Origin of the sequence: Rhodococcoides navarretei, from assembly GCF_038069675.1 — a bacterium.
In the GTDB taxonomy this organism is placed as follows: Bacteria; Actinomycetota; Actinomycetes; order Mycobacteriales; family Mycobacteriaceae; genus Rhodococcoides; species Rhodococcoides navarretei.
The window spans coordinates 32,071-49,867 of record NZ_JBBPCN010000001.1 but is presented as its reverse complement, the minus strand read 5'-3'; the positions used below and the strand labels follow the sequence as shown (position 1 = coordinate 49,867).

The following is a 17,797-nucleotide window of genomic DNA, read 5'->3' as shown; positions in this document are numbered from 1 at the left end:
GCACGTAACGTGTGTCACCGAGCCCGTAGCCCAAGACCCGAGCCGAAGCTCGGCGATGGCGCGGTAGCACGAGAGGAAATTGAAGATGGGTGCGATCAGCACGACGCAGGGACGACAGTCGAAACTACTCGGACTCGGCGTTCACCGCCCCGAGAGAGTCGTGACCAACGACGAGATCTGTGAATTCATCGACTCGAGTGACGAGTGGATCCAAACGCGTTCGGGAATCAAGAACCGGCGCTTCGCAGATCCCAAGGAAAACGTCGTGGAGATGTCCATCTCCGCAGGACGCAAAGCCCTCGAGGCCAGCGGAATCACCGCCGATCAGGTCGACACCGTCATCGTCGCCACCTCGACACATCTCGAACTCACACCCCAAGCAGCCGCGAAAGTAGCGCACGGACTCGGCACCAAGGGCCCAGCAGCATTCGACATCTGCGCCGGCTGCGCAGGATTCTGCTACTCCCTCGCCGTCGCATCCGACCTGGTCAAGGCCGGAACCTCCAAGTACGTCCTCGTCATCGGCGCAGAACAGCTCAGCGTCACCACCGACCCCTACGACCGCACCACACGCTTCATCTTCGCCGACGGCGCAGGTGCCGTGGTCGTCGGGCAGAGCGACGAAACCGAGATCGGACCCGCCGTCTGGGGCTCCGACGGATCGCAGTCCGACGCCATCGTTCAGACAACCGACTGGTACGACTACATCACCGAAGAAGGCCTGGAGCGACCCTGGATCCGGATGAACGGAATCTCCGTCTTCCGCTGGGCCGCGTTCGAAATGGGCAAGGCCGCGCAGCGAGTCCTCGACGTCGCCGGCATCAAGACCGACGAACTGCACGCCTTCATCCCCCACCAAGCCAACAGCCGCATCACCGAACTGCTGGCCAAGAGCCTGAACCTGTCCGACGGCACCCCGGTCGCCAACGACATCGCCGAAACCGGCAACACCTCGGCAGCCTCGATCCCCTTGGCCATGGAAGAGCTCCTGCGTACCGGCAAAGCAAAAGCAGGAGACACCGCTCTGCTGCTCGCCTTCGGTGCCGGACTCTCCTACGCCGGACAGGTAGTCAAACTGCCCAACCTGTAGTCGCCGAATTACGTCCAATGCACTCGACCTTCCGAGTGCACCCGGATCCCCAGTGCACTCGATGTGACATTCAGTGGCCTTTTCGGCAGTCAATGGCACATCGAGTGGACTCGGGGCGGGCACTGTGGGCGAATTTTGTCGGATTATGGACGGGTGGGGTCGTAGTGTTGTCCTATGCCGAAGCCCCCGTTGCCCGATGCTGCTGTTGAGATGTTGACGAAGGCGAATCCCGCAGTCATGGCTGTGGTTCGTGCCGATGGAACGCCGATCACCGCGCCCACTTGGTATCTATGGGAGGACGGGAAGGTCGTGCTCAATTTCGACGCGTCTCGTAAGCGTCTCGAGCACATCAGGGCCAATCCGAAGGTCTCGATTTCGGTGTTGGACGACGCCAGTTGGTACACCCACATCACGGTGCACGGTTCGATCGAGCTCCAGGACGATCCGGAGCTGGTGGACATCGATCGCATTTCGACGCACTACACCGGCAATCCGTATCCGGTTCGGGATCAGCCTCGGGTGACCGGGTTCGTGACCGTCGATGCGTATGTGGGCTGGGGCAAGCTCGGGACATAGCCCACGGTCGAGTGCTGTTGCGGCGACGGTGTCGAGGTGCAAGACTCCCGCAATGGGCTATCCGCAGGGCAATTTCGGTCCGTTCGACAAGTCCGACGGTGATCAGCCGGATCCTGGACAGCAGCAGTACCCGCCGTACCAGAACCCCCAGCAACCCAACCCCCAGTATCCCAACCCCCAGTACGGCTATGCGCCCTATGCCGGCGGGTATCAGGCCCCGCCGACCACCAACACCTTGGCGGTTGTCTCGCTCGTATTGGCGATTCTGGGTCTGACGTTCATTCCGTTGCTCGCGTCGGTGTGTGCTGTGGTGTGTGGCCACATTTCGCGCGGCCAGATCAGGCGCACGGGCGAAGGCGGATCCGGGTTCGCGACGGCGGGTCTGATCGTCGGCTACGTCTCGATCGCGCTGTTCGTCATCGTCATCGTGGGCGCGATCGTTCTCTTTGCGATCGCTGCCGCGAATACTTCAACCTACTGATACAGGCTGCGCCAATCGACCGTTCAGACACGCGGCCCAGACGCCTGCGATCAATGCCAGTGCAATGACGAAGAGCGCCAATGCGTTCCATCCCAGGGACTGGAACACGATGCCGCCGATCCAACCGACGACGGACGATCCGCCGTAGTAGAAGAGGTTGTACAGCGAGGTGGCCTGTGCGCGACCGTGCACGGCGCGTTGGCCGGTCCACCCCGACGCAATGGCGTGGGCGGCAAAGAAACCCATGGTCAGGATCACCAGGCCGGTCAGAATGACGACGAGGTTCGAGGCCATCGTCAGGGCCACTCCGACGATCATCGTCGCAGTGGATCCGGCGAGTACTGCCGACCTGCCGTGCTTCGTCGCGAGCTTTCCCGCCACCCGTGAGGACACCGTACCGCTGAGGTACGCCACGAAGATCAGGCTGATCAAGGACTGCGGTAGCCCGAAAGGCACGGCCTCCAAACGGAATCCGAGGAAGTTGTAGATCGCGACGAAGCCGCCCATCAACAGGAAGCCCTGGCCGTACAGGGCCAGCATCCCCGGTTCGCGAAGATTCACCCACAGCCGTTTCGGTAGGTCGCGAATGTGGCTGTGCACAAGCGTCGTTCGCGGCCGAGGAGCGAGCCACACGAACAGCGCGGCGGCGATTGCCGCGATCAGTGACACGGTCAACGTACCGATGCGCCAGTTGGTGTATTCCGCAACAGGTCCCGCGACGATGCGGCCCAGCAGACCGCCGAGCGTCGTACCGGACACGTAGGTCGCCGCTGCCAACGCGGTGTGATTGCGATGCACTTCTTCGCTGAGGTATGCGATCGCGATGGCCGGAAGACCGCCCAGCGCAGCACCTTCGAGGAATCGCACGCCGAGCAACACCTCGAGCGACGGTGCCAGCGGCACCAGCAGTCCCAGCGTCGTCGCGGTGAGGACCGACGCCGTCATGGCCCGGACTCGACCGATCCGGTCTGCCGCCACCGACCACGGGATCACGGAGACCGCGACACCGACCGTTGCGAGTCCGACCGCGAGCGAGGACTGAGACGGAGTGATGTCGAGATTGGCGGCGATGAGCGGCAGGATGCCCTGGACCGAGTACAGCTGAGCGAACGTCGCGACTCCGGCGAACAGCAACGCCAACACGAGCCGACGGTATTCGCGCGATCCCCTGGGGTGTCCCTCCCATCCCAGGACGTCGGGCTCCGTCGTAGTCATGCGGATCACGTTAGAAGCGCTCACGGTATTCGTCCAATGCATGAGACCCGGCAAACCGATACGACAGCGATATGATTCGGACATGCGTCGCGAAGCGATCGAATTGCTACCGCTGCTGCCGACCCTCGTCGCGGTGGCCGACACCGAGCACATCACCGACGCCGCGCACGTCCTGGGCATCCCACAGCCCACCGTCAGCCGGCAGGTGGCCCGCGCCTCGGCGATCCTCGGCGTCGACATCGTGGAACGACGCGGCCGCGGCATCGTGCTCACCAGCACCGGGCGAGTGTTGATTCCCTACCTGCAGCGGGCGTTGAGCGACATCGACGCCGGAATCGACGCATTGACCGAGCACGACGCCCGAGCCCGCGGCCGCATCGCGGTGGCGTTTCAGAACACCCTGGGCGAGGACGTCGTACCCGCGCTGATCAGACAGTTCCGCGTCGATCATCCGGCCGTCACCTTCGATCTGGATCAGGGCGCACGCGCACGCTGCCTGGACCGCCTGGCTGACGGCGCATCCGACCTCGCGTTCGTCTCCCTCAGCACCGAGCACACCGACGCCAACTCGTTCCAGCTCTACGACGAGAGACTGATGCTGGTGGTTCCGGCCGATCATCGCCTCGCCGCACGCAGATCGGTCGACCTGGCCGACACGGCCGACGAGAGCTACATCGCGATGGGCCACGGCTTCGGGATGCGGTCGATCTGCGACGAGTTGTGGGCGGAGGCCGGTTTCACCCCACGCATCGCATTCGAGGGGCAGGACACCCACACGGTGCGCGGGCTGGTCGGGGCCGGTCTCGGCATCGCCATCCTGCCCCGGATCCGCGCGCACGGCGGCGAGGGCGGAACCGTCGACATCGGGCTCACCCAACCCGCGGCCAGTCGACGCATCGGCATGGTGTGGAATCCACAGGCCGAATGGCCTCGGCAGGTGACGGCCTTCAAATCGATGGTGCTGCGCAGCGGCCGAACACTCGTGATTAGGTGAGTCGATGCAACTGGTTCTGGTTCGGCACGCACTGCCACAACGGTCGGAGACCTCCGCCGATCCCGCTCTCGCCGAACTCGGCGTCGAACAATCCCTGCGGGTGCCAGGTGCCGTGGCTCGATTCCCGATTTCCCGAGTCGTGTCCAGTTCCCAGCTCCGCGCCGTCCAGACGGCACAGCCACTGGCCGACCGGCTCGGCCTGACCGTCGAACCCGACGAGCGCGTGACCGAATACGACCGCGACTTCGGCGGGTACGTGCCGATCGAGTCGGCCAAGATCGAATTCCGCGACGCATTCGACCGAATCAAGGCCGGGCATCTCCCCGAACAGGTCGACGAGCAGGCGTTTCGTAGCCGCGTTCTGGCCGGGGTGGCCGACATCGTCTCGGCCGCCGCGCACACCGACACCGTCGCGCTCTTCGCTCACGGCGGCGTCGTCAACATCCTTCTGCAGGACATTCTGCAGACCCCGAAGGTGCTCGGCTTCCCCATCGACTACTGCTCGGTGACGCGGGTGCTGTTCTCGCGCAGCGGCGCGAGGTCGGTGTCCTCGGTGAACGAAACCGAGCACGTCTGGGACCTGTTGCCCCGCAACCGGCAATCCACAGAAAGCTCTTAAAGTCCCAGCTCACAGGCATGAAACGTGGCGTCGACGGTGGCCGAGTGGTAGGCGGGGCCGCACCTGGCAGTTAGCCTCGAACTCATCATGGGTGAATTGCGTATCTTCCGACGTCCTGCCGTTGCTCTCACTGCACTGGCGATTCCTCTGGTGGCAGTGGGTGCATTCGCACTCGGCACCGGCTACGACCTCGGCGGCGAATCCGCTGAAACCACCACCGTCGCCGCCGGGACCGAGCAGGCACCTTCACCTCAGCAGCAGACGGCCGATCCCCTGTCCAAGGCCAGGAGCAGCCTCAACAGTGCATCGCTCCCGATCACCTTTCTCTCCAGCGGCATCGGTCAGCTGACCGCAGGCGGAACGCAGCTCAACGACGGCGTCGGCCAGCTCGCCGACGGCATCACCCAGGCTCACGACGGAACCATCCAGCTCGCCGACGGGTTCGGGCAGTACCGCGACGGCATCGGTCAGCTCGGGGACGGTGCGTCGCAGATCAGCGGTGGCGTCGACCAGGTCGTCGACCAGCTCGCCGGCTTCGGCGCTCTGCAGGCCGACTTCACCGCAAAGCTGGCCGCCACGGCAGATACGGTCGATCGCTTCCCGCATCCGGGATCCGACGCGATTTCCAGCGAGATCCGCGGAGTGATCGACAACCTCAACACGCAGGCGTTCGGTCCCGATACACTCGCTCAGCTGCAGACCCTCAAGGGCGGTGCTCAGCAGCTGTCCTCCGAGCTCAACGACCCCAACAGTCAGTTCCTCGGTGCCACCGCACAGCTCGGCGACGCCACGGTCCAGTTGCGTGACGGACTCGGCCAGCTCGACGACGGTGGCCAGCAGCTCAAGGCCGGCACCGATCAGCTCGTGACGTCGGTCGAGCCGGTCGAGGGAATCGTCAACGGCATCGCCACCAACGTGCGCGACGCCTCCGCGGCACTCCCGCCGGGCACCACTGCCGCCACCGACGACGCCACCTCCGACCAGAACGTCGCGGCCACGGCCACGACCACCGGCACCGGCACCGGTGCCACCCCGTATCTGATCGCCGCCCTCATGGCGCTCGGAGCTCTCGGATGCGTCAGCCTCGTGCGCGTCCTCGGCAAGGACAGCAGCCCACGCGTGCTCTCGGTGGTTGCCGCCGTCGCCGCCGTGGGCGTCAGCGCCGCGGTCGCGTTCGCCTTCGCCACCGATGCCGCTCTCGGGCCCGTGCTCGGTGCAGGCGCATTCCTGATCGTCTCCGCCGCGGCCTACCTTGCTGCAGCGGGAGCAATTCAACGGGTGCTCGGTGCCGTCGTCGGGCAGATCGTCAACGTCGTCGCCCTCGTGGTGCAGGTCGTCGTCTGCGGATTTGCCTACGCGTCGACGGCACCGATCTGGGGCGATCTGGCGGCGTTCATGCCGATGAGCTACACCGCCGCCGGTGCCCGCATCATCGCGTCGGGCGAGATGAGCGGGACCGGCTGGCTCGCGATCGCGGCGACGGTGGCCCTGCTGGCCGTCTCGGCGCTGGTGTACGCGAGCGCGCGACGTGACTCAGCCGACGGGTCGGAGCGGATGGATGGCGGGCGGAGCCGCGAGATGGGCACCGAACTCGCTTAGCGCCTGCTGCAGATGCGGGGTCTGCATGTGACCGTCGAGGTCCTCCTGCGACTTCCAGACCTCGATGGTGACGAAGGTTCCCGCCTCCACCGCAGACTCGAACAGCTCGTAGGAGACGTTCCCGTCTTCCTTCCGTGATTCGGCGACGAGGGCCGTCAGGCCGTCGCGCACGGCGTCGACGGCATCCGGCTTGGCGATGATCGTCGCGACGACCTTCAGATCGTTGGCCATGAGGTGATGTTTCCTTCGTTCGGCGAGACACACATTTCCTCACCGAACGTACTCCCGACCCACCTAAGCTGAGGTGTCGAATCGGGAAGGGAAGTCACAGTGAGCCAGACGGCAACCGACCAACGCGCCACCAGGAAGGATTGGCTCGGCCTCGCAGTGCTGGTGGTGCCGATTCTCGTCGTGTCGATGGACATGTCGGTGCTGTACCTCGCCCTGCCGTTCATGTCGGCCGATCTCGAACCCACCGGCAACCAGACGCTGTGGATCCTCGACATCTACGGATTCCTGCTTGCCGGCCTCCTCATCACCATGGGCTCGCTCGGCGATCGCATCGGCCGACGCACCCTGCTCATGATCGGCGCCGTCGTGTTCGGTGCCGCGTCACTCGCCGCAACGTTCTCCACCTCCCCCGAAATGCTGCTCGCCGCACGCGCTCTCCTGGGGATCGGTGGAGCCACCATCGCGCCGAGCACACTCTCCCTGATACGCAACATGTTTCACGATCCCACTCAACGCAAGGAGGCCATCGGTCTGTGGACCGCCGGTTTCGCGGGCGGAGCTGCGGTGGGGCCCGTCATCGGAGGTGTTCTGCTCGAACACTTCTGGTGGGGTTCGGTGTTCTTGATCAACATCCCGATCATGGTCGTGCTCTTCGTCGCTGCCCCGCTGCTGGTGCCCGAGTTCAAGGACGCCGACCCCGGCAGATTCGACCCGATCAGCGTGGTCCTCGCGATCTCCTCCATGCTCTCCATCGTCTTCGCCATCAAACACGGCGCACAGGAGGGAATCGACACCGCAGCGGGCGTCAGCGCGCTCGCCGGTCTGGCACTGGGCACGGTGTTCGTCCTCCGGCAGCGCAGGGCCGCGAACCCGCTGATCGACGTCACGCTCTTCGCCGAACGAGCCTTCAGCGCAGCGGTCGTGGTGCAGTTCCTGGTCATCTTCGCCATGACCGGATTCAGCCTCTTCGCGTCTCAGTACCTACAGCTCGTCGTCGGGCTCGGGCCGCTCGAAGCCGGTCTGTGGCTGCTCGTTCCCGCCGTCACCGCCGCGGCCGGTGCCGTGCTCGCGCCGACTCTGAGCAAGGTGATCCGGACGGGCACGATCATCGCCGGCGGACTGTTGTCCATCGCCATCGGCTGCACGGCAATGGTATTCGTGAACGCCGACTCGGGGCTACCGCTGCTGCTCACCGGGATGGCCGTGTTGACCTTCGGTATCGGCGCAGCGTCGACGCTTAATTCCGACATCGTGCTCACCGCCGCCGCTCCCGAAAAGGCCGGTGCCGCATCGGCGTTGTCCGAAACCGGAGCCGAATTGGGCGGGGCCGTCGGCATCGCCATCCTCGGCACGATCGGCAGTACCGTCTACCGCCACCGTATGGAGGACGTCATCCCGGTGGGGACGCCTTCCGAGATAGCCGACCCCGCCAGAGAAACCATCGGCGGTGCCATCGCCGTCGCCGACTACCTACCCGAGCCGTTCGCCTCACAACTGACTGCCGTCGCGAACTCGTCCTTCATCGACGGGTTCACTCTTGCGTCCGGTACGAGCGCCGTCCTGATGGCCGTCAGTGCAGTGACCGTCTTCGTGCTGCTACGCCGTCAGACCGCGTCGGCGAGGTAGCGCGCCAACCACCGCGTCGCGGACTGGCCGTTCTCGACGTCGTAGGTCTGGTACTCCTGGTGGATTCCGGAGCGGTAGAACGCCTCGATCTCCCGGCGGCGCTGTTCGTTGGCCTGATCCGAGAGCTGGCCCTGCAGCACGGGCAAACCACCGGCTGCTGCGAGATCGGAGATCAAGGACTGCGCTTCCTGCGAGTACTGGTCGGCGACGTCGGGCGCGGGGTTGGACGAGACGGCCAAGAAGCCGGCCAACCGCGCGACGTAATCGTCCTTGGGCGTCGAGCAGTACAGATCGCCGACGGCACAGAACGTCCGCACCACGGGGCTGACGTAGCCGAATCCGCCGACCCGCGGTCCGCCGACACCGGTTCCGACCACGGCGGGCCCCACCAGAGCATCGGTATCGGAGCGCTTCGGGTCGGAGATCAAGCCCACCGCCACCACCCTGTCCGCGGGCACAACGCCGACTCCGGTGCCGATGGCGGCGGCGAGATCGCCTGCCGCGTCGGCGCCCTGGCTGTAGCCGATGATACCGAGTTTCGTTGCGCCGCAACGATCTGCCATGGCTTTCAACATTCCGCCCGCGTTGGCGACGGCCGCAGCGCGGGACTGCCCGTACACCTCGCCCTCCCACGGGAACGCGGTAGCAGGATACGAGACATAGTCGGTGCGGATATCGCTACCGAGACGATCGGTGACGTCGGTGAGCATCCCCGGCTTCGGCGCCGCGCCCGAGCTGGTCTCCCAGGTGCCCGGAATGGCGACGACGTACATCGTCGGGCAATCGGCCGGATCGGCGGCGGCGGGCGATGCCGCCCCGACAACCAGACCGGATGCGACAGCCGCTGCGACGCCGATACCGGCGCAGATCTTCTTGACACTCATGGGGAGGGGGCCTCACTGGGTGATCGAACGCTTCTTCTGTTCGATCACCACAATGACAGCGGCCTGTGACCATCAGATGCCCACATGGTTAACGGACGTAACCGCGTGGGCGAGGTCATCAAACGCAGCCGAGCTCGAAGTTATGGACGGGATCGGACCGTAATCCATCCATAACTTCGAGCTCGGCGAAGAAAAGCGATTTACCGCTGCGGTGCCTGGGTGGGCACGATCGGCGACGGCAGTGCCGTTTCTCCCTGCAGGAAGGTGTCGACGGCGGCCGCGCAGGAGCGGCCCTCGGCGATGGCCCACACGATGAGCGACTGGCCGCGACCCATGTCTCCGGCGACGAACACGCCGGGGACGTTGGTGACCCACTCGTTGGTGCGCTCCACGTTGCCGCGCTGATTGAAGTCGACACCCAGGTCGGTCAGCAGGCCGCCCTTGTCGGGTCCGACAAATCCCATGGCGAGCAGAACCAGATCGGCCTCGAGGGTGAACTCGCTGCCCTCGACCTTCTCGAACTTGCCTGCCTTGAACTCGACCTCACAGGCTTCGAGCGCGGTGACCTTGCCGTCTTCGCCGACGAAACGCTCGGTGTTGACGGAGAAGACGCGTTCGCCGCCCTCCTCGTGTGCGGACGCCACCCGGTACATCAGCGGGTACGTCGGCCACGGGGTGGACGTCGCACGCTCCTCGGGCGGTCGGGCCATGATCTCGAACTGGTGGACGCTCTCGGCGCCCTGACGGTGCGAGGTGCCCAGGCAGTCGGCCCCGGTGTCGCCGCCGCCGATGATGACGACCTTCTTGCCCTCGGCACTGACGGGCGGTGCAGCGAAATCGCCCTGCTGGACGCGATTGGCGTGCGGCAGGAACTCCATGGCCTGGTAGATGCCGTCGAGCTCGCGGCCCTCGATGGGCAGGTCGCGCCAGGCGGTGGCACCGCCGGAGAGGACGACGGCATCGAACTGCTCGCGCAGTTCGTCGGCCGAGATGTCCACGCCCACATCGACTCCGGTGCGGAAGACGGTGCCCTCGGCCTCCATCTGCGCCAGCCGACGATCGATGTGGCGCTTCTCCATCTTGAACTCGGGGATGCCGTAGCGCAGCAGTCCACCGATCCGATCGGCACGCTCGAACACCGTGACGGTGTGGCCGGCGCGGGTGAGCTGCTGCGCTGCAGCAAGTCCCGCGGGTCCGGAGCCGACGACGGCGACGGTCTTACCGGTCAGGTGCGTCGGATAGACCGGCGTGACCCAACCCTCTTCGAAGGCCTTGTCGATGATCTCGACCTCGACCTGCTTGATCGTGACCGGATCCTGGTTGATGCCGAGGACACAGGCCGCCTCGCACGGGGCCGGGCACAACCGCCCGGTGAATTCCGGGAAGTTGTTGGTGGCGTGCAGTCGATCGATGCTGTCGCGCCAGCGGTCCTTGAACACCAGGTCGTTCCACTCGGGGATCAGGTTCCCGAGCGGGCAGCCGTTGTGGCAGAACGGAATACCGCAGTCCATGCATCGACTTGCCTGGGTGCGCAGCGTGTCCTTCGAGAAGTCCTCGTAGACCTCTTTCCAGTCCATCAGGCGCAGGTCGACGGGCCGCCGCTTCGGTACCTCGCGAACCGTGTTCTTCAAAAATCCCTGTGGGTCACCCACGAGCTGCCTCCATGATCGCTTCGTCCACGTCCGCGCCGTTCTTCTCGGCTTCGGAGATGGCCAGCAGTACCTTCTTGTAATCGCGAGGCATGACCTTCACGAAGTGGTTCACCTGCTGTGACCAGTCCGCGAGGATCCGCTCGGCCACCTCGGAGCCGGTCTGCTCCTGATGACGGGTGACGATGTCCTTCAGCCAGGTGAACTCGTCACCTTCGAGCTCCTCGATGTCGACCAACTCGGTGTTGAGATTGGCCTCGAACGTCTTGTCCGGGTCGAAGACGAACGCGACGCCGCCGGACATGCCTGCACCGAAGTTCCGGCCCGTCGTGCCGAGAATGACGACCTTGCCGCCGGTCATGTACTCGCACCCGTGGTCGCCGACGCCTTCGACGACGGCCTCCGCGCCGGAGTTGCGAACCGCGAACCGCTCGCCGACGACCCCGCGGATGAGCGCCTCACCGCTGGTGGCACCGAACAGGAACACGTTGCCACCGATGATGTTGTCCTCGGCGACGAATCCCTTCGGAGCGTTCAACGACGGCCGCAGCACGAGATGTCCACCGGAGAGCCCCTTGCCGACGAAGTCGTTGGCATCACCGTTCAGTCGGAGTGTCATTCCGGACGGGACGAAAGCACCGAAACTGTTGCCGGCCGAGCCGGTGAACGTGATGTCGATGGTGTCGTCCGGGAGTCCGACGCCGCCGTAGGCCTTGGTGACCTCGTGCCCGAGCATCGTGCCGACGGTGCGGTTGACGTTGGTGATCTTGGACTCGAACGCGACCTTCTCACCCTTGTCCAACGCGTTACGGCTGGCCGCGATGAGCTGCTGATCAAGCGCCTTGTCGAGGCCATGATCCTGAACCCCGGTGTTGTAGAGGTTCTGGTTCATGAACGCCGACTCGACCTCTTCGAGGATCGGCGACAGATCCAGCTTCGACGCCTTCCAGTGCTCCTTGGCCGCGGTGGTGTCCAGCAGACCCACCTGGCCGACGGCCTCGTCGAGTGTGCGGAAGCCGAGCTCGGCCATGAGCTCGCGCACCTCTTCGGCGATGAACATGAAGAAGTTCTCGACGAACTCCGGCTTGCCCGCGAAACGCTTGCGCAGCAACGGGTTCTGCGTTGCGACACCGACGGGGCAGGTATCGAGGTGGCAGACGCGCATCATGATGCAGCCCGAGACGACGAGTGGAGCTGTGGCGAAGCCGAACTCCTCACCGCCGAGCAGTGCGGCAACCATGACATCGCGGCCGGTCTTGAGCTGACCGTCCACCTGGACGACGATGCGATCGCGAAGACCGTTGAGCAACAACGTCTGCTGGGTCTCGGCCAAACCGAGCTCCCACGGCCCACCCGCATGCTTGACCGACGTCAACGGCGTTGCGCCGGTGCCACCGTCGTGGCCCGAGATGAGCACCACGTCGGCGTGCGCCTTGGACACACCGGCCGCGACCGTTCCGACGCCGACCTCGGAGACCAGCTTCACGTGGATGCGGGCCTGCGGGTTGGCGTTCTTCAGGTCGTGGATCAGCTGCGCGAGATCCTCGATCGAGTAGATGTCGTGGTGCGGGGGCGGCGAGATCAGGCCGACGCCGGGCGTCGAGTGTCGAACCTCGGCGACCCACGGGTACACCTTGTGCGCCGGAAGCTGGCCGCCCTCACCGGGCTTGGCTCCCTGCGCCATCTTGATCTGGATGTCGGTGCAATTGGTCAGGTAGTGCGAGGTGACGCCGAAACGTCCCGACGCGACCTGCTTGATGGCACTGCGTCGCCAATCGCCGTTCTCGTCCGGCTCGAATCGCGAGACGTCCTCGCCGCCCTCACCGGAGTTCGAGCGTCCGCCGAGTCGGTTCATGGCGATGGCGAGGGTCTCGTGCGCCTCGGCCGAGATGGACCCGTAGCTCATCGCGCCCGTGGAGAACCGCTTGACGATCTCGCTGGCCGGCTCGACCTCGTCGATCGAAATGGCTCGGCGCTCTTCGGTCTTGAATCGGAACAGGCCGCGCAGCGATGCCAGACGCTCGGACTGGTCGTCGACCATCTTCGTGTATTCCTTGAAGATGTCGTACTGACCGGTGCGGGTGGAGTGCTGCAGCTTGAACACCGTGTCCGGGTTGAAGAGGTGGTACTCCCCTTCCCGACGCCACTGGTATTCGCCACCGGTCTCGAGCTCGCGGTGCGCGCGCTCCTGACGGTTGTCCAGGTACGCCACCGCGTGCCGCGCTGCGACGTCGTCGGCGACCTGGTCGAGATCGATACCGCCGAGATGACTGTTGAGCCCGGTGAAGTACTCGTCGACCAGTTCCTGCGACAGGCCGATGACCTGGAACAGCTGAGCACCGGTGTACGACGCGAGAGTGGAGATGCCCATCTTGGACATCACCTTCAGCACGCCCTTGCCCGCGGCCTTGATGTAGTTGGAGACGGCCTTGTCGAACTCGATGTCGGTGAGGGCACCGCGCTCGATCATGTCCTCGATCGACTCGAACGCCATGTACGGGTTGACCGCTGCCGCACCGAAACCGATGAGCAGAGCCATGTGATGGACCTCGCGGGCGTCACCGGCCTCGATGATCAGACCCACCTTGGTGCGGGTCTTCTCGCGCACCAGGTGATGGTGCACCGCGGAGGTCAGCAGCAGCGACGGGATCGGAGCGAGCTTCTCGCTCGATTCTCGGTCCGAGAGCACGATGATCCGCGCGCCACCGGAGATGGCCGCAGAAACCTGAGCGCGGATGGCCTCCAACGACTTTCGCAGACCTTCACCGCCCTCGGACACCGGGTAGAGACCACGCACGACCACCGAGCGCAGTTCTTCCTGAGTGCCCTCGTCGTTGATGTGCACGAGCTTGGCGAGGTCGTCGTTGTGCAGGATCGGCTGCGGCAGCACGATCTGCTTGCACCCGTCGGCACCCGGGTTGAGCAGATCGCCCTCGGGTCCGATGGTGCCGCCGAGACTGGTGACGATCTCTTCGCGGATCGCGTCGAGCGGCGGGTTGGTGACCTGCGCGAACAGCTGCGAGAAGTAGTCGAACAACATCCGCGGCCGAGCCGACAGCACGGCGATCGGGGTATCGGTACCCATCGAACCGATGGCCTCGGCACCGGCCTTCGCCATGGGCGAGACCAGCACGTTCAGTTCCTCGGTGGTGTACCCGAAGATCTGTTGACGGATGAGCACGCGATCGTGCGGCATGTGAACGTGCGGGCGCTCGGGCAGATCGTCGATCGAGGTCAGGCCCTCGTCGAGCCACTGCTGGTACGGATGCTCCGCGGCGAGCTCGTCCTTGATCTCGTCGTCGGAGACGATGCGGCCCTGCGCGGTGTCCACGAGGAACATCCGGCCGGGCTGCAGGCGAACCTTGCGGACGACCTTGGACGGGTCGATGTCGAGAACGCCGACCTCGGACGCCATGACGACCAAACCGTCGTCGGTGACCCACAGCCGGCTCGGGCGCAGGCCGTTGCGGTCGAGGACCGCTCCGATGACGGTGCCGTCGGTGAAGCACACCGAGGCCGGTCCGTCCCAGGGCTCCATCAGTGAGGAGTGGTACTTGTAGAACGCCCGACGTGCGGGGTCCATCGACTCGTGCCGCTCCCACGCCTCGGGAATCATCATGAGCACGGCGTGCGGCAGGCTGCGACCACCGAGGTGCAGCAGCTCGAGGACCTCGTCGAAACGTGCTGTGTCACTTGCTCCGTGGGTGACCACGGGGAAGATCTTCTCGAGGGCCTCGGAACCGCCGAACACGTCGGACGTGATGAGCGCCTCGCGGGCCCGCATCCAGTTCTCGTTGCCGGTGGCGGTGTTGATCTCGCCGTTGTGGGCGACGCGTCGGAAGGGGTGCGCCAGCGGCCACGACGGGAACGTGTTGGTCGAGAAACGCGAATGCACAAGCCCGAGTGCACTTTCCACGCGCTCGTCCTGCAGGTCGAGGTAGAAGCCCTTGAGCTGAGGCGTGGTCAGCATGCCCTTGTAGACGAACGTCTGCGAGGACAGCGACGGGAAGTACACGGTTTCGCGGCCGGGGCCGTCCTTGCCCGCGCCCTCTTCGCCCAGCTCGTGCTCGACCCGCTTGCGGATGACGAACGCACGACGCTCGAGGTCCAGATCGGTGATCGAGGCGTCGGGAGCGGCGAGGAACAACTGACGGAAGGTCGGCATCGCGTCGCGCGCCAGTGCGCCGAGGGAGGAGTCGTCGGTGGGAACCTCACGCCACCCGAGGACCGTCAGGCCCTCGCTCTCGACGATGCGCTCGACACCCTCGCACGCCCGCGCTGCGTCGCTGCGGCCCTGCGGCAGAAACGCGACACCGGTTGCGTAAGCACCGGGCGCGGGGAGCTCGAAATCTACGACGGCGCGGAAGAACGCGTCCGGAACCTGGATCAGAATGCCCGCGCCGTCACCGGTGTTCGGTTCGGAGCCGGCAGCACCGCGGTGCTCGAGGTTGACCAGAGCGGTGATCGCCTTCTCGACGATGTCGCGACTGCGTCGACCGTGCATGTCCACCACGAACGCGACACCACAGGAGTCGTGTTCGTTGGCGGGATCGTAGAGGCCTTGCGGGCCCGGAGTGTGCTTCATACCTAGCCTTCGGATAAGTCCAGCCTTGATACTCGTCGGCGACGGTGTGGTGTAACCGGCTGCGCGAACGGCCTGCGGTGCGTCCTCGCCGTTGAAGCTGCACCTGTCGATCGTCGACGCTTTCCTCTGCACGAGCGGGTGGGCGCGTGGTAGAAAAGTGAGGTCGGGGCGGATTCGGCCGTGATGAGGCCTATCCAACTACGAACGATAAGTCAGTACCTGGGTGCCCCCGCAAATAAGGTAAACCTATTATCGGCGTTCACCAGGGAATTCATGCGGCCGAGACCACCCTGCGGACATCCATCCGATACCGCTGCCGACATCGGCCGAGAACTACACGCCTGTAAGACAATTGAGCCCGGAAAAAACTACTGGCCGCAGCGATCGAATCAGCTGCGGCCAGTGTGGTGGGCGGAGGGGGACTTGAACCCCCACGTCCCGAAGGACACTGGCACCTGAAGCCAGCGCGTCTGCCATTCCGCCACCCGCCCGGGTGACGGCGAGAACACTAACACGCACCCTGCCGCGGTCGAAAATCGCCGCCTCAAGCTCCATGGAGGCGACGGCGGCACGCGGTCTCCGTCGGCCGCACCGTATATCATGCTGGCAGCGCGACTTCGTGATGACACGCGGCCGACGCATCCTGCTCCCCAGCAGGCACCACACGGTGGAAGAACACAGTGAGAGGAGGGGTCACGATGGGCATCGTTCAGCGTTTCGAACGGAAACTCCAAGGCGCTGTCGGCGACGTCTTCGCCCGCGTGTTCGGCGGAGGCGTCGTACCCGCGGAAGTGGAGGCGGCACTCCAGCAGGAGGCGTCGGATCTGGTTCGGCCCCTCGACGGCGGCCACCTTCTGGCACCCAACAGCTACGTGATCACCATCAACAGCTCGGACCACGACGAGCTCGCCGGCGATCGTGAACTCACGGTCAAGGCATTTTCCCGCCACCTCGACGATTACATCCGAGATCAGGGGTGGCAGACCTACGGTGACGTGGTGGTTCGCTTCGAGCCGTCGCCCACTCTCCATACCGGGCAGTTTCGGGCCGCTGGCTCGGTCGATCCCGATGTGGGACGATCGGCGACTGCTGCACGGAAAGGGTCCGCGCAGCAGGGCGCGTCGGTACCAGCAGCACCCAGTGCCGTTCCTTCAGCTACGCAGCGACCGTCTGCCCCACCGATGTCGATACCAGGAGCCGGCCCCATGACGCAGAACCCAGGCTACGACCCGCAGCGCGATCCCGCGGACGGTCATCGTTCCGATCCGCGCGAGCGCAACGGTTACACCGGTGGCCAGGATCCGCGCTACGCCGCGCGCGAGCAGAACGGGTACGACGCCCAGGCGTACGCGCCCACCGACTACGACCCGCGCTACGACCAGCAGCAGCCGTACAACCCCCAGGGCTACGACCAGCAGCCGTATGGCGAGCAGGGTCAGGCCTACAGCGCCGCCGCAGGCCAGGAGCAGGGCTACGACCCCCACGCCTACGGTGCGCCCCACGGCCAGGAGCAGGGATACGACGCCCAGGGATACAACGCTCAGGGCTACGACGCCCAGGGATACAACGCTCAGGGGTACGACGCCCAGGGCTACAACGGCCAGGGCTACGACTACAACGGTGCCGAGCAGGGTGCTGCATATTCCGAGGCTCCCTACCAGGAGCAGGCGTACAGCGAGCCTGCCGGTCGGTACGCCGAGCCTCAGGCGGCCGGGTACCAGCAGCCCGGCTACCAGCAGGCCGCCTACGACTACCCTCCTGCCCAGGCCGCCTACGGCCGCGGCTACCCGCAGGGCTCGGGCGATCGTGGCGACGGATACGGCTACGACCAGCCCGCCTCGTACGCGGGTCAGAGTCAGGCACTCGCCGCGACGTTGCAGCTCGAAGACGGCAGTGGCCGCTACTTCCAGCTACGGGACGGTCAGAACATCATCGGCCGCGGCCAGGACGCGCAGTTCCGGCTCCCTGACACCGGGGTCTCGCGTCGGCACATCGAGATCCGTTGGGACGGCCGCGTGGCCATGCTCTCCGACCTCGGTTCCACCAACGGCACCACCGTCAACGGCGCTCCGGTACAGGACTGGCAACTGGCCGACGGCGACGTCATTCGGGCCGGGCACTCCGAAATTCTGGTCCGGATCGTCTGACGGTCGATTCGCACGCTCGTCCACCCGTATGTCGTCCACACGAGCGACTTCACCCTATGATGCTGCGAGGCAACCATGTCTGCCGCGCCGTAACCTCATGT

At 65.3% G+C, this 17,797-nt stretch carries 13 protein-coding genes and 1 tRNA gene; 8 read left to right on the top strand and 6 right to left on the bottom strand.

Features of this window, described 5'->3' with window-relative positions:
- The first annotated feature begins 85 nt into the window (after positions 1 to 85).
- The 3 genes from AABD04_RS00210 to AABD04_RS00200 all read left to right on the top strand — a co-directional run bounded on the left by AABD04_RS00210 (position 86) and on the right by AABD04_RS00200 (position 2,147).
- Entirely contained in the window at positions 86 to 1,090 is a 1,005-nt protein-coding gene (locus AABD04_RS00210; RefSeq protein ID WP_243595726.1) for a beta-ketoacyl-ACP synthase III, read from the top strand.
- Positions 1,091 to 1,264: 174 nt separating this feature from the next.
- Positions 1,265 to 1,666: a TIGR03618 family F420-dependent PPOX class oxidoreductase gene (locus AABD04_RS00205; RefSeq protein ID WP_243595725.1), complete on the top strand. Its 402-nt coding sequence runs from the start codon at positions 1,265 to 1,267 to the stop codon at positions 1,664 to 1,666.
- Positions 1,667 to 1,718: 52 nt separating this feature from the next.
- Complete coding sequence (locus AABD04_RS00200) at positions 1,719 to 2,147, top strand: DUF4190 domain-containing protein (protein WP_341439780.1); 429 nt, start codon at positions 1,719 to 1,721, stop codon at positions 2,145 to 2,147.
- On the opposite strand, the gene AABD04_RS00195 is transcribed toward AABD04_RS00200, so the two are convergent.
- A complete protein-coding gene (locus tag AABD04_RS00195; protein ID WP_341439779.1) occupies positions 2,136 to 3,362 on the bottom strand; it encodes an MFS transporter in 1,227 nt (408 codons plus the stop codon). The two genes, AABD04_RS00200 and AABD04_RS00195, sit on opposite strands and share 12 nt — an antisense overlap.
- 82 nt (positions 3,363 to 3,444) lie before the next feature.
- On the opposite strand from AABD04_RS00195, the gene AABD04_RS00190 reads away from it, so the two are divergent.
- The 3 genes from AABD04_RS00190 (at position 3,445) to AABD04_RS00180 (ending at position 6,574) form a co-directional block, all read left to right on the top strand.
- Positions 3,445 to 4,356: a LysR family transcriptional regulator gene (locus AABD04_RS00190; RefSeq protein ID WP_341439778.1), complete on the top strand. Its 912-nt coding sequence runs from the start codon at positions 3,445 to 3,447 to the stop codon at positions 4,354 to 4,356.
- A 4-nt stretch (positions 4,357 to 4,360) separates the two neighbouring features.
- Positions 4,361 to 4,975, top strand: coding sequence for a histidine phosphatase family protein (locus AABD04_RS00185; RefSeq protein ID WP_341439777.1), 615 nt, complete (start codon positions 4,361 to 4,363; stop codon positions 4,973 to 4,975).
- A gap of 87 nt (positions 4,976 to 5,062) precedes the next feature.
- A complete protein-coding gene (locus tag AABD04_RS00180) occupies positions 5,063 to 6,574 on the top strand; it encodes a phage infection protein (protein ID WP_341439776.1) in 1,512 nt (503 codons plus the stop codon).
- Here AABD04_RS00180 and AABD04_RS00175 read toward each other — a convergent pair.
- Complete coding sequence (locus tag AABD04_RS00175; protein ID WP_243595719.1) at positions 6,509 to 6,805, bottom strand: putative quinol monooxygenase; 297 nt, start codon at positions 6,803 to 6,805, stop codon at positions 6,509 to 6,511. The genes AABD04_RS00180 and AABD04_RS00175 overlap by 66 nt on opposite strands.
- 99 nt (positions 6,806 to 6,904) lie before the next feature.
- Between AABD04_RS00175 and AABD04_RS00170 the strand changes: the two genes are divergently transcribed.
- Positions 6,905 to 8,431 carry an MFS transporter gene (locus AABD04_RS00170; RefSeq protein WP_341439775.1) on the top strand — a complete coding sequence of 509 codons (1,527 nt, stop codon included), beginning with the start codon at positions 6,905 to 6,907 and terminating at the stop codon, positions 8,429 to 8,431.
- Here the strand turns inward: AABD04_RS00170 and AABD04_RS00165 are convergent.
- From AABD04_RS00165 to AABD04_RS00150, 4 genes are all read right to left on the bottom strand, one after another.
- Entirely contained in the window at positions 8,410 to 9,315 is a 906-nt protein-coding gene (locus AABD04_RS00165) for a cutinase family protein (RefSeq protein WP_341439774.1), read from the bottom strand. The genes AABD04_RS00170 and AABD04_RS00165 overlap by 22 nt on opposite strands.
- A 200-nt stretch (positions 9,316 to 9,515) precedes the next feature.
- A complete protein-coding gene (locus tag AABD04_RS00160; protein ID WP_341439773.1) occupies positions 9,516 to 10,967 on the bottom strand; it encodes a glutamate synthase subunit beta in 1,452 nt (483 codons plus the stop codon).
- On the bottom strand, positions 10,960 to 15,549 hold the full coding sequence (gltB, locus tag AABD04_RS00155) for a glutamate synthase large subunit (RefSeq protein ID WP_341439772.1): 4,590 nt from the start codon (positions 15,547 to 15,549) through the stop codon (positions 10,960 to 10,962). Before gltB ends, AABD04_RS00160 begins: the two co-directional genes overlap by 8 nt.
- A 405-nt stretch (positions 15,550 to 15,954) precedes the next feature.
- Positions 15,955 to 16,040, bottom strand: a tRNA-Leu gene (locus AABD04_RS00150).
- Between the two features lie 207 nt (positions 16,041 to 16,247).
- Between AABD04_RS00150 and AABD04_RS00145 the strand changes: the two genes are divergently transcribed.
- The gene (locus tag AABD04_RS00145) at positions 16,248 to 17,696 is read left to right on the top strand and encodes an FhaA domain-containing protein (RefSeq protein WP_341439771.1); all 1,449 of its coding nucleotides are present in this window, start codon (positions 16,248 to 16,250) and stop codon (positions 17,694 to 17,696) included.
- The last annotated feature ends 101 nt before the right edge of the window (positions 17,697 to 17,797 follow it).

Coding starts and splice junctions, on each gene's coding strand:
- AABD04_RS00175 (WP_243595719.1), bottom strand. CDS start 6,805: ATGGCCAACGATCTGAAGGTCGTCGCGACGATCATCGCCAAGCCGGAT.
- AABD04_RS00195 (WP_341439779.1), bottom strand. CDS start 3,362: ATGACTACGACGGAGCCCGACGTCCTGGGATGGGAGGGACACCCCAGG.
- AABD04_RS00210 (WP_243595726.1), top strand. CDS start 86: ATGGGTGCGATCAGCACGACGCAGGGACGACAGTCGAAACTACTCGGA.
- AABD04_RS00205 (WP_243595725.1), top strand. CDS start 1,265: ATGCCGAAGCCCCCGTTGCCCGATGCTGCTGTTGAGATGTTGACGAAG.
- AABD04_RS00190 (WP_341439778.1), top strand. CDS start 3,445: ATGCGTCGCGAAGCGATCGAATTGCTACCGCTGCTGCCGACCCTCGTC.
- AABD04_RS00180 (WP_341439776.1), top strand. CDS start 5,063: ATGGGTGAATTGCGTATCTTCCGACGTCCTGCCGTTGCTCTCACTGCA.
- AABD04_RS00185 (WP_341439777.1), top strand. CDS start 4,361: ATGCAACTGGTTCTGGTTCGGCACGCACTGCCACAACGGTCGGAGACC.
- gltB (WP_341439772.1), bottom strand. CDS start 15,549: ATGAAGCACACTCCGGGCCCGCAAGGCCTCTACGATCCCGCCAACGAA.
- AABD04_RS00165 (WP_341439774.1), bottom strand. CDS start 9,315: ATGAGTGTCAAGAAGATCTGCGCCGGTATCGGCGTCGCAGCGGCTGTC.
- AABD04_RS00200 (WP_341439780.1), top strand. CDS start 1,719: ATGGGCTATCCGCAGGGCAATTTCGGTCCGTTCGACAAGTCCGACGGT.
- AABD04_RS00145 (WP_341439771.1), top strand. CDS start 16,248: ATGGGCATCGTTCAGCGTTTCGAACGGAAACTCCAAGGCGCTGTCGGC.